The 22,121-nt window shown below is 68.4% G+C and carries 21 protein-coding genes and 2 pseudogenes; 10 read left to right on the top strand and 13 right to left on the bottom strand.

Features of this window, described 5'->3' with window-relative positions; translation table 11 throughout:
- Positions 1-204 precede the first annotated feature (204 nt).
- The gene (locus tag OG521_00680) at positions 205-1,113 is read right to left on the bottom strand and encodes a LysR substrate-binding domain-containing protein (GenBank protein WUW19375.1); all 909 of its coding nucleotides are present in this window, start codon (positions 1,111-1,113) and stop codon (positions 205-207) included.
- Positions 1,114-1,252: 139 nt separating this feature from the next.
- On the opposite strand from OG521_00680, the gene OG521_00675 reads away from it, so the two are divergent.
- From OG521_00675 to OG521_00660, 4 genes are all read left to right on the top strand, one after another.
- On the top strand, positions 1,253-1,666 hold the full coding sequence (locus tag OG521_00675; protein ID WUW19374.1) for a nuclear transport factor 2 family protein: 414 nt from the start codon (positions 1,253-1,255) through the stop codon (positions 1,664-1,666).
- Between the two features lie 49 nt (positions 1,667-1,715).
- On the top strand, positions 1,716-2,132 hold the full coding sequence (locus tag OG521_00670) for a nuclear transport factor 2 family protein (GenBank protein ID WUW19373.1): 417 nt from the start codon (positions 1,716-1,718) through the stop codon (positions 2,130-2,132).
- A 52-nt stretch (positions 2,133-2,184) separates the two neighbouring features.
- Complete coding sequence (locus tag OG521_00665) at positions 2,185-3,123, top strand: zinc-binding dehydrogenase (GenBank protein WUW26533.1); 939 nt, start codon at positions 2,185-2,187, stop codon at positions 3,121-3,123.
- 266 nt (positions 3,124-3,389) lie between these two features.
- Complete coding sequence (locus OG521_00660) at positions 3,390-3,809, top strand: RidA family protein (protein ID WUW19372.1); 420 nt, start codon at positions 3,390-3,392, stop codon at positions 3,807-3,809.
- A 194-nt stretch (positions 3,810-4,003) separates the two neighbouring features.
- Here the strand turns inward: OG521_00660 and OG521_00655 are convergent, their stop codons facing one another.
- The 3 genes from OG521_00655 to OG521_00645 all read right to left on the bottom strand — a co-directional run bounded on the left by OG521_00655 (position 4,004) and on the right by OG521_00645 (position 6,778).
- Positions 4,004-4,360, bottom strand: a complete 357-nt coding sequence (locus tag OG521_00655) for a hypothetical protein (GenBank protein ID WUW19371.1) — start codon at positions 4,358-4,360, stop codon at positions 4,004-4,006.
- 147 nt (positions 4,361-4,507) lie between these two features.
- Complete coding sequence (locus OG521_00650; protein WUW19370.1) at positions 4,508-6,076, bottom strand: Helicase associated domain protein; 1,569 nt, start codon at positions 6,074-6,076, stop codon at positions 4,508-4,510.
- Positions 6,077-6,226: 150 nt separating this feature from the next.
- Entirely contained in the window at positions 6,227-6,778 is a 552-nt protein-coding gene (locus tag OG521_00645) for a TetR/AcrR family transcriptional regulator (GenBank protein ID WUW19369.1), read from the bottom strand.
- Positions 6,779-6,916: 138 nt separating this feature from the next.
- Between OG521_00645 and OG521_00640 the strand changes: the two genes are divergently transcribed.
- The gene (locus OG521_00640; protein WUW19368.1) at positions 6,917-7,966 is read left to right on the top strand and encodes an aldo/keto reductase; all 1,050 of its coding nucleotides are present in this window, start codon (positions 6,917-6,919) and stop codon (positions 7,964-7,966) included.
- A gap of 197 nt (positions 7,967-8,163) precedes the next feature.
- On the opposite strand, the gene OG521_00635 is transcribed toward OG521_00640, so the two are convergent.
- The 3 genes from OG521_00635 to OG521_00625 form a co-directional block, all read right to left on the bottom strand.
- Positions 8,164-9,468 carry an MFS transporter gene (locus OG521_00635; protein WUW19367.1) on the bottom strand — a complete coding sequence of 435 codons (1,305 nt, stop codon included), beginning with the start codon at positions 9,466-9,468 and terminating at the stop codon, positions 8,164-8,166.
- A gap of 643 nt (positions 9,469-10,111) precedes the next feature.
- Positions 10,112-10,993, bottom strand: coding sequence for an alpha/beta fold hydrolase (locus OG521_00630; protein ID WUW19366.1), 882 nt, complete (start codon positions 10,991-10,993; stop codon positions 10,112-10,114).
- A 312-nt stretch (positions 10,994-11,305) separates the two neighbouring features.
- Complete coding sequence (locus OG521_00625; protein WUW19365.1) at positions 11,306-12,292, bottom strand: linear amide C-N hydrolase; 987 nt, start codon at positions 12,290-12,292, stop codon at positions 11,306-11,308.
- Between the two features lie 342 nt (positions 12,293-12,634).
- Here OG521_00625 and OG521_00620 point away from each other — a divergent pair, with 342 nt between their 5' ends.
- The 4 genes from OG521_00620 to OG521_00605 all read left to right on the top strand — a co-directional run bounded on the left by OG521_00620 (position 12,635) and on the right by OG521_00605 (position 16,485).
- On the top strand, positions 12,635-13,156 hold the full coding sequence (locus tag OG521_00620; protein ID WUW19364.1) for an NUDIX domain-containing protein: 522 nt from the start codon (positions 12,635-12,637) through the stop codon (positions 13,154-13,156).
- A gap of 783 nt (positions 13,157-13,939) precedes the next feature.
- Complete coding sequence (locus OG521_00615; protein WUW19363.1) at positions 13,940-14,581, top strand: histidine phosphatase family protein; 642 nt, start codon at positions 13,940-13,942, stop codon at positions 14,579-14,581.
- Positions 14,582-14,842: 261 nt separating this feature from the next.
- Positions 14,843-15,736, top strand: a complete 894-nt coding sequence (locus tag OG521_00610; GenBank protein ID WUW19362.1) for a carbon-nitrogen hydrolase family protein — start codon at positions 14,843-14,845, stop codon at positions 15,734-15,736.
- Between the two features lie 260 nt (positions 15,737-15,996).
- Positions 15,997-16,485: a DinB family protein gene (locus OG521_00605; GenBank protein WUW19361.1), complete on the top strand. Its 489-nt coding sequence runs from the start codon at positions 15,997-15,999 to the stop codon at positions 16,483-16,485.
- 129 nt (positions 16,486-16,614) lie between these two features.
- Here the strand turns inward: OG521_00605 and OG521_00600 are convergent.
- Positions 16,615-16,901, bottom strand: a pseudogene (locus tag OG521_00600) (sugar phosphate nucleotidyltransferase).
- 309 nt (positions 16,902-17,210) lie between these two features.
- Here OG521_00600 and OG521_00595 point away from each other — a divergent pair.
- Positions 17,211-17,303, top strand: a pseudogene (locus OG521_00595) (IS5/IS1182 family transposase).
- Between the two features lie 142 nt (positions 17,304-17,445).
- On the opposite strand, the gene OG521_00590 reads toward OG521_00595, so the two are convergent.
- The 5 genes from OG521_00590 to OG521_00570 all read right to left on the bottom strand — a co-directional run bounded on the left by OG521_00590 (position 17,446) and on the right by OG521_00570 (position 21,887).
- Positions 17,446-18,387, bottom strand: a complete 942-nt coding sequence (locus OG521_00590; GenBank protein ID WUW19360.1) for an alpha/beta hydrolase — start codon at positions 18,385-18,387, stop codon at positions 17,446-17,448.
- Positions 18,388-18,581: 194 nt separating this feature from the next.
- On the bottom strand, positions 18,582-19,049 hold the full coding sequence (locus OG521_00585) for a hypothetical protein (GenBank protein ID WUW19359.1): 468 nt from the start codon (positions 19,047-19,049) through the stop codon (positions 18,582-18,584).
- Between the two features lie 138 nt (positions 19,050-19,187).
- Positions 19,188-19,760, bottom strand: a complete 573-nt coding sequence (locus OG521_00580; protein ID WUW19358.1) for a VOC family protein — start codon at positions 19,758-19,760, stop codon at positions 19,188-19,190.
- A gap of 164 nt (positions 19,761-19,924) precedes the next feature.
- Entirely contained in the window at positions 19,925-20,773 is an 849-nt protein-coding gene (locus OG521_00575) for a fumarylacetoacetate hydrolase family protein (protein ID WUW19357.1), read from the bottom strand.
- A gap of 634 nt (positions 20,774-21,407) precedes the next feature.
- The gene (locus OG521_00570; protein ID WUW19356.1) at positions 21,408-21,887 is read right to left on the bottom strand and encodes an Lrp/AsnC family transcriptional regulator; all 480 of its coding nucleotides are present in this window, start codon (positions 21,885-21,887) and stop codon (positions 21,408-21,410) included.
- Between the last annotated feature and the right edge of the window lie 234 nt (positions 21,888-22,121).

Here is a 22,121-nt window from a genome sequence, read left to right as displayed (position 1 = left end):
ACGACGGCATGGACGACCGACGACCCTCACCATCGGTCCGGGCCGTACGGGAACGCCGCACTCTCGCGGAGGCCGGCAGACGCGTCGGCCGAGGACCACCTGCACACGGTGGACGCGCTGCTTGCCCGGGACGAGAGACGCGCGTGCACGGTCCTCACCTGCCGCCTCGGTCGCGTCGGGGACGCCCACCACCCGGCTGAAGGGTCAGCTCGGGGAGCGGAGCCAGCCATGGGTGCGGGCGGTGTCGGCGGTGACCTGGAGCAGCCGGGCCGTGACGGGCTGCCCGGTGCCGCCGCGGGTGAGGAGGTGGATCTCGATGGCCGAGACCGGGGACAGCGGCCGCCACACCAGTCCGGCCGGCAGACCGGGAAGAACGGATGCACCGACCACGGAGACCGCGTTGCCTTGAGCTACGGGCATGTGCGCGACGTCGAAGGACAGTTGCCGTTCGCGCAGCCTCGGTGCGATGCCGGCGCGTTCGAAGATGCCGGTGATCGCGTCGTGGTGCCCGGGGTTGTCGCTGCGGGCGTGCAGGAGGACCGTCTGGCCGGCGAGTGCGGCGACATCGACCTCCGAGTGCTCGGCCAGTGGATGTCCTTCCGCCATGAGTACGCCCTGGGGCTCCAGGCGCACGAAGGTGCGGACGAGTTGGGGCGTCGGCGGCGGGCAGCGGACCAGGCCGGCGTCGAGGGTGCCCTCGGCGACGCCGGCTACGACCTCGGCGGTGGGCAGCAGCCGCGTGGTGACGCTGATGTCCGGGTGCGCCTCGGCGAGTGCTGCGAGCAGGGTGGGTGCGGTGTCGTAGCTGGTGCTCGCGCTGTAGCCGATGGAGATCTTCCCCTGGGCCCCGGTGGCGAAGGCGCGTACGTCGCGCCACAGCCGGTCGGCTTCCGCGCAGAGTTCCTGGCCGCGCTCTTGAAGCAGTCGGCCGGCCTCGGTGACCGAGGTGGACTGGGTGGTGCGCTCCAGCAGTTGCACACCCAGTTCCTTCTCCAGCTCGCGTATCTGGCGGCTCAGCGCGGGCTGGGCCAGGTGCAGGCGCGCGGCGGCCCGGGTGAAATTGAGCTCCTCGGCGACGGCAAGGAAGTAGCGAAGGCGGCGGAGCTCTGACATGCCGAACATCGTACAGGTGGGTTGAACTGCCGTTATGCCGCTGTGTTCTGGGCCGAGCCGGAACAGGTCTTTCCCTTCCGAGGCGGAGGATCCGTAGGTTCGAGGCATCGGAAAGAACACCGCCACGAAGGGGCAGAACATGAACGAGCGGGAGCACACCGAGGCCGGCAAGGCAGTCGTCCAGGCGTACATGGACACCCTGATGACCGGTGATGTCGACGCGCTGCGCGACTTCTTCACCCCCGACACGACCTGGACGCTGGCCGGTGACCTGCCCCTGTCGGGGACCTGGACCGGGCCGGACGAGATCCTCGGAGAGTTCGTTCCGCGGATGGTGGCCCGGCTGCGCCCGGAGACGATCGAGTTCACCTTCGACGGGCTGATCGCCGAGGGCGACCAGGTCCTCGCCGAGTGGAACACCCGCGCCCTGGCCAAGACCGGGGGCCGCTACGACCAGCACTGCCTCGCAGTCTTCACGGTCCGCGACGGCAAGATCGCGACGGTGCGCGAATACTTCGACACCCTGCACGCCAAGACGGTCGTCTTCGCCTGATCACGCCTGCCCCCCCGACCCCGCCTGCGACGAACCAAGGAGAACCGGCATGACCGCGCAAACCGAACCGACCGCTGTGGTGCTGCGCTACTTCGAGGCACTGGAGGCCGGCGACCAGGAGGCCATCCTCGACTCCTGGGCCGAGGGAGGCAGCTGCTGGTACGGCGGCGACCTGCCGATCTCCGGTACGTGGCAGGGCCGCGACCAGGTGATCAACGGTTTCCTGGCCACCGCCTTCGCCCACCTGGACCCGGTGAAGGAGATCGGAATCAGGATCACCAACCACTTCGGCGCCGGCGAGCAGGTCCTCGTCGAATGGGACTCCTGGGCCACTGGCCGGACCGGCCGTCCGTACCAGGAGAACAACGTCGGCGTCTTCACGGTCCGCGACGGCAAGATCACGAACATGCGCGAGTACGCCGACACCCAGCACTGGGAGCGCGCCCTCGTCGCGCCTGTCGCCTGAACCCCGAGCACCCGCACACAAGCGAGAGGCCTTTGAAGCGATGTCAGGAATGATGAAGGCGATACTGCCCGGAGCAACTGCCGACACCGGCCAATCGGTCGTCCTCGGTGAGGCCGCCGAGCCGGAGCCCGCCACGGACGAGGTGGTTGTCGCGGTGGAGGCGTACTCCGTCAACCGCGGGGAGACCTTCCAGCTCGACGGCGGTCTCGATCGCCGCTGGGCGGGCTGGCGGCCCGGCAAGGACGTCGCCGGTACCGTCGTACGGGCCGCGGCCGACGGCAGCGGGCCGGCCACGGGAACCCGGGTCGTGGCCCATCCGCCCGCATACGGCTGGGCCGAGCGCGTCGCCGTGCCCACCACCAGTCTCGCCGAGCTGCCCGACAGCGTCGATGCCGTGACCGCCGCGGCCCTGCCACTGGCGGGGATCACCGCGCTGCGACTGCTGCGCGCCGCCGGTCCGCTGGCCGGCCGTCGGGTCCTGCTCACCGGTGCCAGCGGTGGCGTCGGCCACTACGTGACGGAACTCGCCGCCGCAGGCGGTGCTGCCGTCACCGCGGTCAGCGCCACCGCGGACCGCGGCGCGCAGCTGCTGCAGCTGGGGGCAACCGAACTGATCACGTCGGTGGACGACGCCGCAGGCCCGTACGACGTGGTGCTGGAGTCGGTCGGCGGGGCCGGCCTGCCCGCCGCTCTGGCCCAGCTGGCTCCCGGTGGCCTGCTGGTGTGGTTCGGCCAGGCGAGCCGCGAGCCCGTCACCCTCGACTTCTTCGACTTCTTCAGGGGCCCGAACCAGGCCCGTATCGCGCACTTCGACTACACCACCTCGGACGCGACCTTCGGCGGGGACCTGTCCGCCCTGGTGCGACTGGTCGCCGCCGGCCGCCTGCACCCCGAGATCGGCACGGTACGGGACTGGGCCCGCACCGCCGACGTCATCGCCGACCTGCGCGCCCGCACCGTCCGCGGCAAAGCCGTACTGACCGTCGCCTGACCCGTCGCGCGCACCGGACTCGGACAGCGCGGATCCGGGATGAGGGAGCACGAGCCGCTCCGTCCGGATCGGATCGGGCGGCAAGGGCTGTGGGGTCCAGTTCTGTCGTACCGGCAAGACAGTCAGCAGGCTCCTGGCGGAACCCGGGTCGAAGCTTGAGGAACAGGCACTGGGCTCGTCCTCGAACCGCTGCACGTCACTGCGGAGTGCTGACCCGTGGGGAAAATGAGGTGCGTGCCGGCACCACGCTGGTCAGACTCGCTGACATGACCGAGAAGATCACCCGCATCACCCGCATCAACCCCGAGCAACTGCATGCGACACCCGGCTACCACCACATCACCGTGGTGGAGGCAGGCCGTACCGCCTATCTGGCGGGGCAGTGCCCGCTTGATGGGAACGGCGACCTCGTCGGTTCCGACTCCCTCGAGACGCAGATCGACCAGGTGGTCGCGAACGCGCTCACTGCCCTGGCAGCAGTGAGCGCCAAGCCCGAACATGTGGTGCGGTCGGTGATCTACGTGCGAAGCGATGAGAGGGACACTCTCGGTGCCGCATGGAGTCGGCTCACCGAGTCCGGCCTCGGTCCGGCATTCACCACTGCCAGCACGCTCCTGGGCGTCGCCCAGCTGGGCTTTCTGGGACAGCTCGTCGAGGTGGATCTCACCGTGGCGCTGCCTGAGTGACTTCGAACGCCGTTTCGGGCCAGAGGGTCCAGCTTGGCATGCGCGTGGCTGTCGGACGCCAGTGCCGCTGAGGCCGAAATCGCCCGACTTCCGACGCCCCCGGGGGGAAGCCGGCTCACCATGAGGTGGGAACCCGTCCCCGGCGAATGAGCTGACGGTTGGCCCCATGGGCGTATCCGCCATGCGCTGCCGGGTCACTCCGGATGGGCCAGTGCGTCCTTCTGCAGTTGTGCCGCCGCCAGCAGGCTCAGTTTCGGTTCCGCCTGACGCAGCGCCTTCACCGCAGCGACTGAGGCGATGTCTCCGGTGAACCCGGCGGCTGCCAGCCGGGAGCGGACCCAGCGGGCGCGCAGTAGGCCCTCGGTGTCTGCGGCGGTCGACTCCACGAGCGCGGCGGCGCGTTCCAGGCCTGGACGCTCCTCGGGCGATGCCTCGGCCAATGCCTGACGCAGGGTTGCCGCGATCTCGTCCGCGTCCCGGATGACCAGCACGAAGTTGTGCTTTTTACTGAGTCCCGTGATGGCTGCCATGTGGATCAGCGTGACGGTCATGATCTCCGTATGGCAAGCAACTTGAGGATTTCCAGAGGCTCGGCCCTCCCACTGCCTGCGCCCGGCAGGGGCCTCATGCATGGACACGCGACCCGGGCCCGCGCACGGGACCGCGGTGAGGCGCGGGCCGGCCGGGGCCCACCGTGGTCAGGGCAGTGTCTCCCCGTACTGGGCCAGCAGCGCCCGCAGGCGGAGAGCCTTGTCGTCTCCGCGGCCCCGGAGACGGTTCTTGTGGTTGCGCTTCCACCTGGCGAGCGCCTTCTCGTGTTCGTCGCCGAGGGTCAGGCTCGGCTGTATGTGGCCCCGTGCCGCCCCGAAGTCCTGAAGGTGCTGAAGCATTGCGGTCCACTGGTCTCCCTGCTGATCCCAGGTCCATCCCGGGAGCGCCTCGAGCTCGGCCTCCTGTGAGGCAGACAGGACATCGCGGCGGGTGCGCCAGGAGTTGAGCCACACTCCCACGGGGTGGCTGTTCCACTGCTCGCGCTGTTTGACCGACGAGACGGCACGGCCGGTGGCGGCACAGAACTGCTGCATCACCTCGACCTTCGTGTCGTGGGCGTCCTGATAGGGGTCCCAGGACCAGCCGGGTACCTTCTCCATGGCCTCGAGCTGATCGCCCGGCAGATCGCCGCCGCAGGCGATGAGCTCGGCCCGCCGCTTTCGGAGGTTGTTCGCCCACACGGTCGCATCGCGGCTGGACGGCAGTTCCTCCCGCTCGCGCGGATCTCCAGGTTCGGCCCGCCGCAGGTACCGGTCGTGGCCGGCCCAGAAACCTGCCTCGTGCGCAGTCCGGGAGGACCAGGTGGCGATCGTCGCCAGGCGCCCGGCCCGGTCGGCTCGCAGGCGACCGGTGCGCTGAAGTCGCCGCTGCTTGCGGCACCAGAGTCCCAGATTGCGTCCGTCGACGCAGAGCTGGTCCGTGGGGTAGCAGTCGCTGGTGTCGGCCTCGTACGCCACCAGCTCCTCGAACATGAAGCCCCACGCGTCGTTCTGCGCCGAGTACTCCAGCCGCCGTGCCGCTTGCTCGCCGATGCGCTCGCGGATCCACCTGCTCGCTGTTTCCTGTGCCTGGGGAGCGTCCAGGGCCCGGTACTGCTCGGCCGCTGCCGGGTTCAGCAGACCAAGCACCACCAGGTGGTCGAGGACGTCGGCCGCAGCGGTCTCCGGCTCTGCGAGGAAACCGACCCTTACGTCGTAGGCCGGGTCGAGGAGGTCGAGCGGGGCCTCCCTGATACGCACCACGATCCAACCGGACTCGCGCAGCCGTCGGGACTTCTCACTGTCCCTCCTGGCCGACTGCTCGTTCCCGTGGAAGTAGGAGCCGTCGAACTCGAGGACCATGCGCAGACCGTCGGCGTCGATCACCATGTCGACCCGCTCGACCCGTCCGGAGTGAACGGCATCACGGTAGGCGTCGATGGCGAGGACTGTGCTGAGTTCGGCCTTGAGCCGCAGCTCCTGCGCTGATGTCTGGCGCAGGCGGCAGGTGGGGCATCCGGTGCCGTAGCGCTTGCGGAACCCTCCGCTGCGGTTGTTCACCACGGCTTCCCACGGATCGTGCGCGGGAAAGTCCGGGCAGTTCCAGTAGACCTTTCGGTTGGAGGCGACCGTCAGTGAGTCGGGGGTGACCCCTGACCTCTCGACGTTCAGTGTCGCGGCCAGGTCCGGTTTCACTGTCGATAACCGGTTCGCGTCCGTGATCCGTACGGTCCCCACGTAACTGCTTCCTTCCGGCTCGGACTGCGCCCGGCCACGGTGCCTTGCCGGGGGTTGGAGTGGAACGGGGCGAGGGCGGTGACGGTGCGGGCCGAGGTTCGTTTGAACGGGTCGGCTGCTCGCTGTCAGGTGCAGTGCCGTGCCGCTCACCTATGGGCGGAACCCTTCGATCGCGAGATCCAGGAGGCGGTCGACCTGGGCGGCACCCTCCGGGCCGTCCGGCGTACGCCACAAACAGCTCAACAGCATGATCACGTCGACGGGGTCGATGCCGGGGCGCACCTCGCCCGCCTCGACGCAGGCGTCGAGGAGGCGCTGGACCGCGGCCGTGACGGGGGGCCAGGAGGCGCTGATCACGTCCTTGGCGGCGGCGGAGTGCAGCGCTTCGCCGAGGCCGTGCTTGATGCGCACGTAGCCGGTGAGGGTGATGAACCAAGTGCGCAGCGCCTCCAGTGGGGGCTGGGCGGCGAGGGCGTCGCTCACGGCGTCGGTGAGTCGGTCGATGCCGTGCTGGTGGACTTCGAGGAGCAGTGCTTCGCGGGTCGGGAAGTGCCGGTAGAGGGTGCCGGGGCCGATGCCCGCCCGCTTGGCGATCGAGTTGAGCGAGGCATCGGGGGACTCGGTGAGTGCGTCGTGGGCCACCTGGAGGATCAGCTCCCGGTTCTTGAGTGCGTCGGCGCGCTGCCGTGAGGCCTCGGGCATGGGTCCTCCTGGTGGTGATGCGGCGGTGAGGGGCTGCGGAGGGCGGCCTTCGCTTGCTAAGCGGAGAGCTCTCCGTTACCGTCGAAGAGTCAGGCGGAGACATCTCCGTTTCTGCTCTCTCATTGTAGGAGCTCTCCCATGCGTTACATCAAACTGGGCCGTACCGGCCTCGATGTCTCCCCGATCGCAGTCGGCGCCATGACCTACGGCGAGCCCGGCCGCGGTCACCCCGTGTGGTCCCTCGACGAGGAGTCCAGCCGCCCCCTGATCAGGCACGCCCTGGACGCGGGCATCAACTTCTTCGACACCGCGAACATGTACTCCTACGGCTCGTCCGAGGAGATCCTGGGCCGGGCCCTGAAGGACTACACCGACCGCGACGACGTCGTCATCACCACCAAGGTCCGCCACACCATGCGACCCGGCCGACCGAACAGCGGCGGGCTGTCCCGCAAGGCGATCATGTCCGAGATCGACGCCAGTCTGCGCCGCCTGGGCACCGACTACATCGACATCTACATGATCCACCGCTTCGACAACCAGACGCCACTGGAGGAGACCCTCGAGGCGCTGAACGACGTGGTGAAGGCCGGCAAGGCCCGCTACCTCGGCGCGTCCTCCATGCACGCCTGGCAGTTCGCCAAGGCCCTGCACATCCAGGAACGCAACGGCTGGGCCGGCTTCGTGACCATGCAGAACCACTACAACCTCCTCGCCCGCGAAGAGGAACGCGAAATGCTGCCGCTCTGCGCCGACGAGGGCGTCGCCACCATGGTCTGGAGCCCGCTCGCCCGGGGCCGCCTCGCCCGCCCCTTCGACGAAGCGAACACCGGCGCCCGCGCGGCGACCGACGGCGGCTTCGCCGACATGCTCTACAAGGCCAACGCGGACAGCGACCGCCAGATCATCGACGAGACCGGCGCCATCGCCGAAGCCCACCACGTCAGCCGCGCCCAGGTCGCTCTCGCCTGGCTGCGCCGCAACCCCGTCGTCGCAGCCCCCCTGGTCGGTGCCCGTACCCTCCAGCAGATCGACGACGCGGTCGCCTCCCTCGACCTCGACCTCACCGACGACGAGGCCCGCCGCCTGGAACTCCCCTACACCCCCCGCCACGACTTCCAGGGCGTCTCCGACGAACGCGAGATCGAACGCATCAAGGCCTCCATCCCCGGCTACGCCAACACCTGAGACACCGGGACCGGTGACGCACCACGCGGCGCCACATCCGGCCCCTCCACAGGGTGAGGCCCGGCCGCCGCACTCCGACCTCGACGGCATTCTCTGCTGCGTGGTGGTGCCTGCCCTTCCCTCCTCGGGAACGAGTGTGTGAACGCCGGACCCGGTTCACGACATGTGCGCAACGCCGAAGAGGGTCGTGAGCGTGCCTACACCGGTCTCGCCCCCGTCCCTCGCGACGACAGAGACGTCGCCGTGGTGTCGTGGGAGGGGCCGGAACGGTCCATCCGTTTCCAGACAGGGAAGATCACGGGGCTGAGCGTGGCAAGCAGGTACACGCCGCCGAACGTCACCAGCGCGGACTGCAGGCCGGCAGAATCCGCGAGGAAGCCCGCGGCCAGTCCGCCCAGGGGAGTGACCAGCTGGGTCGCGGCCGTTGTCGTACTCAGCACGCGGCTGCGCAGCTCTTCGGGCACCGCTTCGTAGGTCACTGTGGCCATGATGGGGTTGAGGACGCCGAAGGCGAGACCCTCGACTGCCATGATCACGGCCAGCGGGGCGAAACGGTCGGTGAGGGCGGCCACTGCGAAACGAGGCAGGCCCGCGACGAGAAACGCGATCGTGAACACCGGCCACCGCCGCAAGCGGCTGCCGATCGCCCCGTAGACCAGCGCCCCTGTGAGTGCACAGATGCCGAACGCTGCGTTCAGCAGACCGAGGTGGATGGCACCACCATGCTCCTCACGGGCATGTACGGGCAGGAGCACCGCGCTCCATCCCTGGTCGAGGCCCCTGGTGACCAGCGTCATCAGGCACAGGCCCAGCAGCAGCGGGGTGGCCGCCAGGAACCGGTAGCCTTCCGCGAGTTCATGGCGGTAGGCACGCAGCGATGTCGCCTCGACCTGCCGCTGGGGCTGTGCCTCGGGCAGGCCGCGCACCCCGAACGCGAACAGCGGCGCGGCCACGACGAACGTCGCCGCATCCACCAACAGGACGCTTTCGGCACCGAGCGCAGCGATCAGCACGCCCCCGAGAGCCGATCCGGTCAGCGCCGCACAGCGTGCCGCACCGTCGTACAGACCTGCGGCTCTGGACAGCGGCATTCCGGCGCGCGCGGCGAGCGTGGGCAACAGCACGCTGCGGGCCGTCTCACCCGGAGAACGAAACAGCCCTGTCAACGCCATCAGCGCACACAGCATCCAGAACCGCAGGACGCCGGCGAACTGCAGCAGCGGAATCGCCGCAACCGCGACTCCGCAGGCGAGATCCGAGGCGACACTCACCCGACGTCGCCCGATTCGGTCGATGACCGGACCACCGACGAGCGCAGCGAGCACGACGGGCACCAGGGTGCAGAACGCGACGATCCCGGCCGCGGTGGCGCTGCCCGTGCTCTGCAGCACGAACCACGGCACACCCATATACGTCAGACAACTGCCAGTGATCGAAACGAGATTGGCGGCAAGAACCGTTGTGAGAGGACGACGGTCACCCGTCAGGAAGTCTTCGGACACTACGGGGGTCTCCCATGAGGGGAAGCGCCCACCGCGTACGGGACAAGTCAGCCGGCGGGCGAAGCGAAGGAGTCAGCGTCTGGCGCGCATGACGAGGCGCACCGCGATGCGGTGTTCACAAGCAGCGCCTCCAACACTTCGCCGGGAAGACCACCCAGCACCTTCACGCATTGTCGCCTCAGGCCCCGAGCCTCCGCAATGCATTCCTGAGGCCACAGGAACGAACACGGCGCCGGCCCGTGGACACATCCCAGGGCAGGCATCGCCGCCGGGCCGGTCAGGCGCCTGCCCGCGGAGACTCGGGCGGGCATCGCTGCCGTGCCGGTCAGGCGCCTGCCGCCCACGTGACGCCCAGCTCGCGCAGAGCCTCCACCTGCTCCTGGTTGAGCCTGTCGCGGCGCCGCTTCCGGTTGGATTACCAGACCCCCAGCGCCAGCTCGTGCCCCTGGCGGTCGAAGACGACCCGCTCTCGGTGAGCCCGCTTCAGCGACGACGTCGCCTCAAGGTCGACGTCCTGTGCGCGAGGGCGGTCAGGTCTCGACGAACCTGCCGTGCCTTTGAGATCTGGCCCTTCGTCGCATGCACGGCGGCGAGGGCGGGAGAGGAGGCCTCAGCTGGGCCGTAGGTGCGACGGAAGACCTGCTCAGCCGGTGTGGGAGACCACGGCGTCGATCAACTGCGGCCAGAGTTCGCGGGGGCGGTCGTGGCCCATGTCGGGGATCAGCAGCAGTTCCGCACCCGGGACGAGTTCCGCGGTGCGCCTTCCACCGCTGGGGTCGATCAGCGTGTCGTCCAGGCCGTGGATCACGAGCGTCGGCACGCGCAGGTCGCGGAGGGCGTTCTCGCGTGAACCGCTGAGGATCATCGCGCCGAGTTGCCGCCCGATCCCCGCGGGGTAGTAGGAGCGGTCGTAGCTTGCGGCGGCCAGCTCACGCAGAGCCGTGGCATCGCCGTAGCGCCTGGAGGCCCACACCAGTTCCTTCTCCGCCGCCGCGACATATCCTGCGCGGTCCGCCGGCTTCGGAGTGAACAGCACCGCTTGAGCCTCCGGGCTGGACTGGCCGTACTCACTCTCGCCGGTCGAGGACATCATCGACGTCAAGGTCAGCACCCGCTCCGGGGAGGAGAGGGCCATGGTCTGGGCGACCATCCCGCCCATTGAGGTGCCGACCATGTGGGCGCGTTCGATACCGAGCGCGGTGAGCAGGCCGAGGCCGTCGTCGGCCATGTCTTGTAGGCGGTAGGGAACCATCGCGAGGGCGGCGGGAATGTCACCCGAGCTGACAGTCGCGATGAACTTGCCCATGTCGACAGGGTGATCGTCGAACTTGGTGGACAGCCCGCAGTCGCGGTTGTCGTACCGGATCACGTACCGGCCACGATCTGCCAGTGCCCGGCAGAAGTCCTCGGGCCAGGCGAGCAGCTGCGCTCCGAAACCCATCACGAGCAGGATGGGTGGGTCCACGGGGTCACCGAAGCTCTCGTACGCGATGGAAACCTCGGAAGACACCACAACGACAGACATATGTGCAGCCTGCCACAGTCGGCCAAGACACCGGCTCAGCAAGCGCGCGTGACCTGCGACTCTTCTGTTGATCTCCCCGCGATCCGCCGGGCAGGACCTGTCCATAAGTCACGGTGTACTGGCACACGCCCGGGAAGACCGGTGGTGCGGCGCGCCGGCCCGTCCTCGTACGTTCCTCCCTCACGGACTTTCGGGCTCGGGATTCCCAATCGATGCGTGCCGCAGGGCGACGGGCATTTCCTCACGACTTCGGAGACCTGGACACGGCATGCGCCCGTGCAGTGCCGTGTCCGGCGGCCACCTGTGTGGGGGTTACCGCGCCGGGAGGAAGTGCATCGGCGGCGTCGGAATGAAGCGGTCGGTGACGTCTCCGACGAGTCCGCCTTCGAGTCCGCTGTCGTTGGCCAGATCGAGTTTCAGCGCAGGTGCACCCTCGGAGAGATCGAGGCCGGACATACGGACCCAGACAATGTTGGGCCGCGATGTCGACTCGTAGATGTAGATGCCGTTGCTCAGGTCCGCGAGCGTGCGCCAGATGGTCTGTGAGGCGTAGGGCTTGTCAGGGTCGGCCACGCGGAAGGGCTGGGCGGCGTTACGCATCACGCTCAGCAGTGAGGCGACCGCCTCGGTCGTGCCATGGGGCTGCGGAAGCCTCGTCAGGTAATACGCCGCGCGTGCGAAACGGTCCGAGGGATCGGTCCCGCCAGGCAGCGGCTCGTTGCCACCAAGACCTTGGATGGTCCGGAGGTGTGCGAGCTGCTCCTCGAACGGAGGCGAGTTGGTGACCACCGTGTAGGCCCGGTCATGGTGGACCCGCGGCGTTCCGTCCAGGTATTCCACGATCGCCGAGTCACCCGACCGGTCGTCCAGTGCCATGTGTAGGGTCACCGACTTCCCGCTCGACGGGTCGCTCTGCGCCACCACTTGGAGCTGTGAGCCCTCGATCCACTCCACCGCTTCGGCGACGGTCGCGAAGTTGTCAAGGACGTACTGCATCCAGACCGCCGCGCTCAGCGCCGGGCGGCTCTCGTCCCGCTCGCCGTAGTCGGACTCCGGGAGAAAGAGCTGATGCGCCGCAAGGCCGGCCTGGTTGATTCCGTCGACAGTCATCAGGTCGTGTGCGCCGGCGACCAGGCTTCCGTATGCGGATGTCCAGGTCAGGGCTGCGTCGAGCCCGTCATCGCGGACCATGCCGCTGGGGAACGCCCAGAGGTTCGTCCGCATGTCCTCCATCCAGTCCATGTTGCGCCCGGCAAGAACTGCCCCGCCCGCATCCGCCCAGAGTGCTCGCGTGCACATAGATTCTCGCCTTCCGGATGCCTGAGATCCGAACTAGACCCGTGGCGGACAGTTTCTGCCCGCGATTCGTGACTCATTATGACGTTTTAGGTAGAGAGAATCCCATCTATCGGGCGTGACACTTCAGATGCGAAGTCAGCGCAGGTGGAGCCTGACGTGGATGGTGACCTGGATATATGCGTGCCACGTGGCGCCGGCCCGCCAGCCGGAGCGATGCGTGTCGGATCTGGGGGATGGCGGCGGCCGGCGGCCTGGAACGAGGCGGTACGGGACCGGGTCATCTCGTGCTGCTGGCCCGCGAACTCTGAGCGCTCGGTGTCAGCTGCCTCATAGGCTTCGCGGATGAATGATCATCCGCTGTCAAATTCCCGCGCCGCACCCCCCGCACGCGACGCTGATTTGCGGGTCAGTGCTCGCGCTGTGGTGCTGGATCAGGCGAGTCGGGTCCTTCTGATCCGGCACTGCGACAAGGGCCAGGAGTTCCACGTGCTGCCCGGCGGACGGGTCGACCCTGGTGAGACGGCTGCCGAGGCCGCCGGCCGTGAGGTGCTGGAGGAGACCGGATTGCAGGTCACCATCGGTGAACTGCTCTGGGTCCGTGAGTACCTACCGGAGCGGCACCCCGGCAATCCGTACCACCGCACGCAATTGCAGCAGCTCCAGCTGTACTTCAAGGCCCAACTGGAGCCCGGAGCCGCCTTGCCGGCGACTGCCCCGGATAGCACGCAAACGGCCATTGTCTGGCAGCCCCTGGCTACGCTGAGCCAGCTGGTCCTGCTTCCACTGGGGCTACAGGCCCCGCTTGCCGGCCTTGGCACGGGTCAGGCCGCAAACACTCCGGTGTACTTCGGTGACCTGATCTGATCCTGATATGTCGCAGACACCGCGAGGTCTGGTGCCTCACTGATGGTTGGCGGAGAGGCAGCAGGCGCCTCGCCGGTAGGGAGGAACTCCGCTGACATTGTGGCAGGCGCTGCTGGGCCGAGCGCTTTCCACCCGCGGCCCTCGGTCTTCGGTACACCGATCCGGCCGAGCGCGTACGGAAGGTTGGCCTCGCCCGTACGGCAGTGGCATCGGATGGCGAGGGCGGCTTCGGAACCGCGTCAACTCTGAACGGTATACCTGGCCGCTGAGCGCGATAGTTGGCCGGTCAGATCGCTGTAGTTGGCCTGCGCATGCCGGAATCCGCCAGGAGCCCAGACGGTGAGCGCGACCGGTGTGGGTGGGGCCGTGGCGGCGTCGTCCTGAAGCGTGGTGAAACCTGCCGGGGGACGCCGCGCGGGGCGTGGCGTGGTCGTACGCATACGCGATGATGCCGTAGCCGTACCGAAGCGCACTGAGAAAGGGCTTGAGGGATGTGGACTTGGTGAGGGATCTGGGCCACCCGGACCGGCACGTCGCTGCGGCGGCCGTATTGGCCGCGGGGTCGTTTTCGCTGCGCTCCATCGCGTTGCCCGTGGGTCACGACCGCCTGATCGGCTTTATTCACGAGTCTCGGCAGCGCTGAGGTACTTGCCAGGGCAGCATCGGGGTGCTCCTGGTGAAAGGCCCCGGTCATGCCGCAGATGTCCAAGGTCGAACTGTAAGAGGCGATCCGGCGTGATCACCGTGCCGAGATGAATAACGTTATCTACAGGAGGGCAACTGATGCGCACTCTTTACGTCGTCACCCATCCGGAGGCGACGCACCACGTCGAGGGAGTCGTTGGCGGATGGCATGACTCGAAGTTGACGCCCGCTGGCGTCCGTGCGGCCGTCTCCATCGCGCAGGCGTTGCGGGCCCAGGTCCCGGACGGCGCCGAAGTGGAGCTGTTCTCCTCGGATCTGCAGCGCACTCTGCGGACGGCCGAGGAGGTGGCCGAACTGTTCGGAGTGAAGCCGATTGTGGACCGCAGGCTGCGGGAGAAGTCCTATGGTGAGGCGGGGGGAAAACCGCAGGAGTGGCTGGACCGGCGCTTCGTCCCCCCGCCGGCTGTCGGGGAGCGAATGGACCACGACGAGGGCGTGCAGGGTTCCGAGACCAAGGCTGCGTGGGCGCAACGCGTCTACGCAGCAACCGACGAGATCCTGCAGAACCCTTGCGAACATCAGATCATCGTGACGCACGGAGGCTCCCTGACGTTCGTCGTGGCGTCCTGGATCAAGATGCCGATCGAGTCGGCCGGCTATGCCAGTTTCCGGGCCCCCTCCGGGAGCATCACCACGCTCCGCGAAGACGACTTCTTCCACAACCGCCAAGTCGTCAGCCTCGGTGACACTCTTCATCTCGGCTCCGCACAAGCTGGCTGACCTCAGACTGGCCCGCATCGACGGCCCGCCGCCCGCGAGGGCGGCGGGCCGTCCCACACTGATGTCATCTCTCTCTCGTGAACATTCCCGAGCCCGTCGACGTCCCTCTGCTGCCCAACGTGCTGGACAAACTCTGCTGTTAAGAGTGACCGAAGCCACCTGATGCTTCGTCGGCCACAAGGCCGCCTCGTGTCTGGGCCAGCTCCGGCCTCGGGTCGAGGGCGCTGGTGTCGGAACTGGTTATGCCCTACCGTCCATGGCGTGGCGAGGACTCTGCGGCTGGCGGTTGCACAGAGCACGGTGCCGGAGGACCCCACTGATCGAGAAGCGCTGCGGGCGGCAGGGCAGGAGATCCGGGCTCTGATGGTTGAGGCCGCCGGAGCGGGTGCGCGGCTGGTGCAGTTCCCCGAGGGCGCGGTCACCTATCCGAGCAAGCACGTGATGGCGGCGGGCCCGGCCGGCGAGTGGGCACCGGCTGACTGGACCCGTGCCGCGTGGGACGTCCTGCGCGAGGAAGCGGAGTCGATCACCGCGCTGTCGCGGGAGCTCGCCCTGTGGACGGTGTTCGGTTCGATCCACCCGCTCACACCGCCGAACCGGCCGCACAACAGCCTCTACATCGTCTCCGACCGTGGCCGGCTGGTCGCACGGTACGACAAGCGTTTCCTGTCGCACACCGAGATCTCCTACCTGTACTCCCCGGGACAACAGCCGCTCGTCGTCGAGGTGGACAGCATCCGGGTCGGCTTCGCGCTGTGCATCGAGGCCAACTTCCCGGAGGTGTTCGCCGAGTACGAGCGCTTGGACGTCGACTGTGTCCTGCTGTCGGTGATGGTCGACGACGCGCCCCGGGCCCGCGTCGCCCAGGCGTACGGGACGCTCTGCAACTACTGGCTCGGCTACTCGGTCCCGGCCCAGTTCAGCACCACCGTGCCGTCCGGGATCGTGGCGCCCGGCGGTCGGTGGCTGGCACGCTGTCCCGCGGACGGACGGCCCGCCCTGGCAATCGCGGACATCGACCTCGACTCGCAGGACGATGACATCACCATGGCCCTTCGCTACGCCCGTCCGTGGCGCCGCTCGGCCCGGGACGGACTCTACGGAGAGCGGCTCCCAGTCGACGACCCCCGCAGCGACACCCGCACAGCGTTCTGAGACCGCGCAGCTGCCAGCCCCCCGACCGGACTCATCTACTGGCGCCGCCGCCGTGGAATAGCTCGCTGGCAGCGCGGTCGAGTGCGGGATCAACCGCCTCAAGAGACAGTGCGCGGTCGCCACCCGATACCACAAGCTCGCGGTTCGCTACGAGGCGACCGTCCTCGTCGCCGGTATCAACGAGTGGCGGTGACCCGCGGCCGCCACACAGTGGGCAGTTTGCTGCCGTGCTTGTCAGTGGCCCCTGGCACCATGCGCGCATGAACACAGAGAGCAAGGAGAAGAAGACGCTGTCGGCGTTCCTCGCGGCGCAGCGATCCAGTGTCCTGGCCATCGTCGACGGGCTCGACACGCAGGCACTGACCACACCCATCCTGCCCTCCGGCTGGACGCCCCTCGGACTCATAGAACATCTGGGGCACGTGGAGAGGCACTGGTTCCAGGAGGTCGTCACCGGAGCGGCCGAGCCGTTGCCATGGCCCGATGACCATGCACCGTGGACGACACCGCGTGCGCCGGAGGTGGTCTTCGCCTTCTACGACGACCAGTGCCGCCGTTCCGACGTCGTCATCGCCCGCACCCCGTTGTCGGCACCCCCGCGGGGGCGGCACCCCGAGCCCATGGGGGACGAACTCGCCGACCTGCGCGGGATCATCCTGCATGTTGTTGAAGAGACCGCGCGACACGCCGGCCATATGGACGTCGTCCGCGAACTCCTTGATGGCCGAACGGGACTTGGACCTCGCTGAGCACCGGCCCGTAGCGCTGACCGGCACCCGGCTCGCACTCTCGCTGCACGCCCTGGGCGCAATGCCGTTCGGGTAGGGGTGCGATCGGCGGTGCACCTTGGGTGTTTCGGCTGGTGATACGGAAATGCAGTCCGCGACTTCGTCCACCGCGTCGGCAAGGTGGGCCTTTCCGTCGGCCCTGAGCTGTTCGGCCAGCGCGGGGGAGGGAGGAAATGCTCCTGGATAAGGTTCTTTCCCTGGGAGACGACGATGGTGATGTCGGTGATTCCGGAGGCGACGAGTTCACAGACGGTGTGCTCGATGACGGGCTTCTCGCCGATCGGCAGCATCTCTTTCGGGATGGCCTTGGTCAGGGGCAGCAGCCGGGAGCCGATACCTGCGGCAGGAATGACGGCCCGGCGGATATTGGTGGGCATGGTTGCCTTCTCTGTGGATCGAGTGCCACGCCGGCAGGCAAGGCACGGGGACGCTACCAACCTGCGTCGCGCGCGGGTGCGCGCTCGATGCTCGCGGCACTCGGTCGTAGACGCCGTCGGCCAGTTGGATACGACCGGCGTGGCGGGCTTGTCACTTACCCGCACCGCCCTGCTGGCCGACATCATCGACGAACAGGAACGACGCTGCCCGCGCTCGGAACCGGTCGCTCAGAATGCGTGCCGTCACAGCGAGCAACGTCCCGGCGCCCCGCCGATCTGTGCCCGCCGCGGCCGACGGCGGTGCTGGCCCGGCAACTTCATGCCGACCAGGGCTACGACTACGCCTGCCTGCGGCCATGGTTGCGCGAGCGAGGCATCACGCGCCGCATTGCCCGCAAGGGAGTCGAGTCGTCGCAACGACTGGGCCGCCACCGCTGGACCGTGAAGCGCACCACGGCCCGGCTCGTCGGTTGTCGCCGCCTTCCCCGTCGCCACGAACACAAGGCAGACCACTTCCTTGCGTTCACCGGCATCGCATGCACCCTCAGCTGCTGCCGCCGGTTGACGGCGTGACATGGCTTGTGAGCCATTGGCTTACCTTGGCGAGGTATCCGGGAACGAGGGCCGCTGAGCCCTCTGTCTGCAGACGATGATCACCGCCCGGGAGCACCTCCACAGTCAGGGTGGCGCGGTGAAGGCGGGCGGAGTGGCAGGCGGCTGCGGCGAAGACACGGATGCTGTCGGCGACCGGCACCGTTGAGTCCGCACCACCGAATAGCGCCAGATGCGGGCAGCGCAGCTGGAGCAGGTCCGGAGTCGGGTCGTGGTCCTGCTTCCGCTTCAGGAACGACCAGAGGCGTTCGTCCACGTCGCCCCAGTAGTAGGCGAGTCCCGGCGGCGCTCCCGCGTTGTCGACGAGCTGTTGCGCCGTGGAGAAGTCGGCGTTGCGTCGGCCTGCTTCCGCCAGTTGGTCGTACAGGGTCAGGGTGCGGCGGACCTCAGGGTGCCCATCACCGTGTAGAACCTTGAGGTGGTTGCCGAGGGCGTAGCGTTCCTGCTCAGCAGGGCTCACGCCCGGGCAACTGTTGGTGACCACCCACGGCAGGTCACCCCGTGCCGAAGAGGCGCGCAGAGCAACCCAGCCTCCCTCGCTGTGCCCAAAAAGCCCCGCGGCTTGACGTCGAACCTCAGGCTGAGCACGGAGAAAGCTGAGCGCGGCGACCGCATCGGCCGCCAGATCATCCATGGTCGCTGCGCGCCAGTCACCAGATGACCGGCCAACACCGCGCTTGTCATACGAGAGCACGGCAAATCCAGCCTCTGCGAGGTGCTGCTGGATCGGCTGGAAGTATGTGCCGTTGTCCCTGTCGGTCGGCCCGGACCCCCCGACCAGCACCACGCCACCAACGGGCGGGTCGGCCTCAACCGGCACGCGCAGTGAACCGGCCAGCTCTACCTCCCCGTTGGCGAACGTGACGTCTTGCACTCTCACGCTTCTCATGAGCTCAGTCTCATGGTTCTGGACGGACCTCGTTCGGTTGATCCGGAACCTCGCCCGTGCAGAACGGAACCTCCCGTGAGCTTCCACCAGTGCCCTACAAGACAAGGCGATCAGGGCGGGGACGGAGAGGATCAGGTCATTGGTGCAGCCAGAACCGCCGTACGGCGTGAGCGCCGCTCTCAGGCGTGGACCGGGTGGGCGGCTTCCGCGGCGAGGCGCTGATAGGCGCGACGGACCTCGGGCACCAGACGGGCCGCGGCCTCGGCGTCGGCGTGTTCCGTCCGGAGCTTCAGGATGTCCCCGCCCCGTCGCGCCTCGGGCACGTCCGCGCCCCGCGCCGTGATCAGCGCGTGGAAGTGCGGATGGTTCTCACCGAAGACCAGCAGGTACGTCGCGGGCGCACCGGTCACCTCCGTCACTGCCGCGACCAGATCCCGGGCACGGCGGCCGAACGCGGCCAGTTCCGCTTCGTCGAGCCCGGTGATGCGCTCGGCGTGGCGGCGGACCCGCAGAACGAACCACCCGGGTACGTCGTAGCCGGAAACCGAATCCCCCGACCACAAGGGGTCTCGGAAGACAACGGAAGCGTCGTCGTTCTGTTCCAGGCCACACATGAAGCAGTCGGCCCGGTGGGCGGGTGTGCTCAACGATTGTCCTCGGGGTAGTGGGGTTTGGGGTTGGGTGCTCGAGCGAAAGCGAGTGACCGGCCGCGACCGCTGAGCGAGGGCTGCCGCCGGAGTGCCGGGACTGCTTCCGGCACCCCGGCTCCGGTCCCCGTTCCGCGCTCAGACGGCTCCGGTGAGGACCAGCATCGGGTCGGGCAGACTGCTCCTGAGCGCCCAGGACCGGGGGATCAGGTCCTCGACGGCGGCGCCGGAGCGGCGGGCGGTGAGCATGGCCTCGGGGTCGAAGGCGGGGCCGACGGCGTCGGACCCGTACTCCGGTCCGTTCATGTAGCCGGTGGCCTCGTCGGGATCGGCGAAGTTGTCGATCTGCATCTCGACGAAGCCGCCGTCCGGGTCCTGGTAGTACATGGACGTGGTGACTCCGTGGGCGATGCACACCGCGGGGGTGACGCCCTTGTCGCGCAGGAGTTCGTAGCGCACGAGAAGGTCGTCGAGGTGCTCGAAGGTGTAGGCGACGTGATGGGCGCCCGCAGTCGTGGGCGTCTTGCGCTCCAGCGGGACGGGCGGGGTGAGCAGGGCGACGCGGTGGTGCTCCTCGTCGTAGGTGAGGAAGCACAGGGTGTCGTTCTGGAACACCACATGTCCGTCCAGGACGGCGCAGTACCAGTCCCGCATGGCGGTCGGGTTGCTGGTCTGGAAGACGACATGCGCGAACTTCGGTGCGGCGGTCATTCGATCCTCCTTGATCGAATCTGCGGGTGCGTCCATGGGAGGTGCGTCCGCGGCCGCCCCGGCGGGACGGTGGACGACCGGCGCGCCCGCACTCTCGGTGCCTTCGTCACGGTCGTGACGTGCGTGCTGCCCCGTGGAACACGGGCCGACGTCGGGTGGTGGGTTCAGGGCTGTGCGGTGAAGCGCTGACGCAGCTCGCCGATGCCCTCGATCGTGCTGACCAGCTCGTCGTCGGGCGCGAGCCAGCGCTGGGGGTTCCGGGCGAGGCCGACACCGGCGGGGGTGCCGGTGAAGATCACGTCTCCGGGCAGCAGGGGCATGACCGAGGAGAGGCGGGCGATCAGATCCGGAACGGGGAAGATCATGTCGCTGGTGCGGCTCTTCTGGACCTCTTCGCCGTTCACCGTGCAGCGAAGCTCCAGGTCGTCTGGGTCGGCGAACTCATCCGGTGTGACGAGCCACGGACCGGTCGGAGCGAAGCCAGGAAAGGACTTGCCGAGGCTGAACTGGGGTGATGGTCCGTCGAGTTGGGTGATGCGCTCGGAGATGTCCTGGCCGGCGGTGAGGCCGGCGACATGGTTCCAGGCGGCGTCCGCGGTGACGTGGTGGGCGCGGGTCCCGATGACGACGACGAGTTCGATCTCCCAGTCGGTGTGACCGTCGGGCGGGAGAACGACCTCGGTGAGGGGTCCGCTGAGGCTGGAGGCGAACTTGGTGAAGACCGGCGGCATGCTGTCGGGCAACGCGAATCCGGCTTCGGCCGCGTGGTCCCGGTAGTTGAGCCCGGCCGCGATGAGCTGGCGCGGGGCGGGCGCGGGCGCGTCCAGTTGTGTGGGGTCGAAGACGTCCCCTTCGGGCAGTCGGGCCTGCGCCGCCCAGTCGCGGAACTCCTCCCATCGCTCGTAGACGGCTTGCGGGTCCGCGGTGAAGAGGCCGCCGCTGGCCTGTTCGACGTCGACGGCCAGGCCGTCGACGACGAGTGCCAGGCGGCCGGCGAGGTTGGCGATGCGCACGAAGTTGCTCCTGGGTGTCTGATGCGTGGCACGTGTCCGGCGGGGACGAATGCCTCAGGCGAGGAAGCCCTTCCCTCGGGCGCCGAGCAGGTGAGACCCCGTCACGGACCGTGTACAGGAGGGCAGGCGGGGGCGGTCGTGTGGCGAAGTGTGTGGCGGCGCCGATGTCTTCCGTAGCCGCCCCGGGGTGATGCGGGCGCCTGTACGTGGGCTTACGGGGGTGGGTAGTTGGCAGTCTGGCCGGCCACCCGGTGACCATGCCGGCCGAAGGCTTGCGGGTGCTGAGGGATCACCATGGTCGGCTCCAGTCGGCGAGGTGTTCCGGAGGGCGCGGTCCGTCGCCCACGGAGGGCCCGGTCCTTTGGGCGGCTTGAGGGAGGGCCGTCCCGCGGTGCCTGCGGGGCTGATCACATAGTAGGGCGCTATATGTGATAACAGCAAGGCTTCAGGCGGATGAACTTGCCGAACGGGAGGGTGCAGCCGGCCACGCGAGTCCGCGCGGTACGAAGGGTGGGATGTGCGGGACGGGGACACTTGCTCCGCGGTCGCGCCCGTCACCTGCGCCGGATTTCGGGCGGGGTGTGCACCGCGATGCCAGGCGACTGCCACCCTCGGGCACCGGTTCCCGCCTGGATCAACGTGCGGCGGACCGGCGCAGGAGCGGCGCTATCCGGTAGTCGACCATCCGGCGCATGACGAGAGCCGTGCTCGTCCGCTCCACTCCGGGGATGTCGAGGATGAGGCCGGCCACGCGGTACAGATCCTCGGCGTCGGTCGAGACCACCTGCACCAGGAGGTCCGTATCACCGCTCAGCCCGTGGACCTGGAGAACTTCGGGAATCGCCGCGAGCGCGTTCGCGACCTCGGCCAGCCGCCGCTGGGCGACCTGGGTGGTCACGAAGGCGGTCAGCGGATAGCCGAGGGCCGACGGGTCGATGCGCCGCTCGAACGACTCCACGGCACCGCTGCGGTCGAGCCCCGCCAGACGAGCCTGGACGGTGTTGCGACTCAGCCCGCTCTCCTCGGCGAGCGCGACAGTGGTGGCACGGGGCTGCGCGGTGAGAGCGAGAAGCAGCCGCGCGTCGGTGGAGTCGATCCGCTCACGATTGGGCACTGTGCGCACCTTCCGGGGTCGCGGGGGCGGGTGGATGGGCGTTCTGCGCAATCTCACCACAGGTGCTTGTGCACCTTCCTCGCCCGGTGGTCTCCTCATCAGCAACGTCCCCGCGGCCGGCGCCTCCGCAGCCGCCCGCGCACCCGTCGTCAACCCGCCTGACTGGCCTGGGTGCCGCCGGTGCGCCCGTATCTCACACCGCCGCATTCCGCTCCCTGCCCATCCGGCCGCATA

Origin of the sequence: Streptomyces sp. NBC_01463 (assembly GCA_036227345.1) — a bacterium.
Lineage (GTDB): Bacteria > Actinomycetota > Actinomycetes > Streptomycetales > Streptomycetaceae > Streptomyces.
The sequence above is the reverse complement of the archived record's forward strand: the minus strand, read 5'-3'. Positions and strand labels throughout refer to the sequence as shown.

Excerpts from the sequence above, each read along its gene's own strand:
- OG521_00645 (WUW19369.1), bottom strand. The coding sequence starts at position 6,778 with ATGCCCGAGGCCTCACGGCAGCGCGCCGACGCACTCAAGAACCGGGAG.
- OG521_00620 (WUW19364.1), top strand. The coding sequence starts at position 12,635 with ATGAATGATCATCCGCTGTCAAATTCCCGCGCCGCACCCCCCGCACGC.
- OG521_00660 (WUW19372.1), top strand. The coding sequence starts at position 3,390 with ATGACCGAGAAGATCACCCGCATCACCCGCATCAACCCCGAGCAACTG.
- OG521_00665 (WUW26533.1), top strand. The coding sequence starts at position 2,185 with ATGAAGGCGATACTGCCCGGAGCAACTGCCGACACCGGCCAATCGGTC.
- OG521_00675 (WUW19374.1), top strand. The coding sequence starts at position 1,253 with ATGAACGAGCGGGAGCACACCGAGGCCGGCAAGGCAGTCGTCCAGGCG.
- OG521_00640 (WUW19368.1), top strand. The coding sequence starts at position 6,917 with ATGCGTTACATCAAACTGGGCCGTACCGGCCTCGATGTCTCCCCGATC.
- OG521_00615 (WUW19363.1), top strand. The coding sequence starts at position 13,940 with ATGCGCACTCTTTACGTCGTCACCCATCCGGAGGCGACGCACCACGTC.
- OG521_00605 (WUW19361.1), top strand. The coding sequence starts at position 15,997 with ATGAACACAGAGAGCAAGGAGAAGAAGACGCTGTCGGCGTTCCTCGCG.
- OG521_00655 (WUW19371.1), bottom strand. The coding sequence starts at position 4,360 with ATGACCGTCACGCTGATCCACATGGCAGCCATCACGGGACTCAGTAAA.
- OG521_00680 (WUW19375.1), bottom strand. The coding sequence starts at position 1,113 with ATGTCAGAGCTCCGCCGCCTTCGCTACTTCCTTGCCGTCGCCGAGGAG.
- OG521_00670 (WUW19373.1), top strand. The coding sequence starts at position 1,716 with ATGACCGCGCAAACCGAACCGACCGCTGTGGTGCTGCGCTACTTCGAG.
- OG521_00625 (WUW19365.1), bottom strand. The coding sequence starts at position 12,292 with ATGTGCACGCGAGCACTCTGGGCGGATGCGGGCGGGGCAGTTCTTGCC.
- OG521_00630 (WUW19366.1), bottom strand. The coding sequence starts at position 10,993 with ATGTCTGTCGTTGTGGTGTCTTCCGAGGTTTCCATCGCGTACGAGAGC.
- OG521_00580 (WUW19358.1), bottom strand. The coding sequence starts at position 19,760 with ATGACCGCCGCACCGAAGTTCGCGCATGTCGTCTTCCAGACCAGCAAC.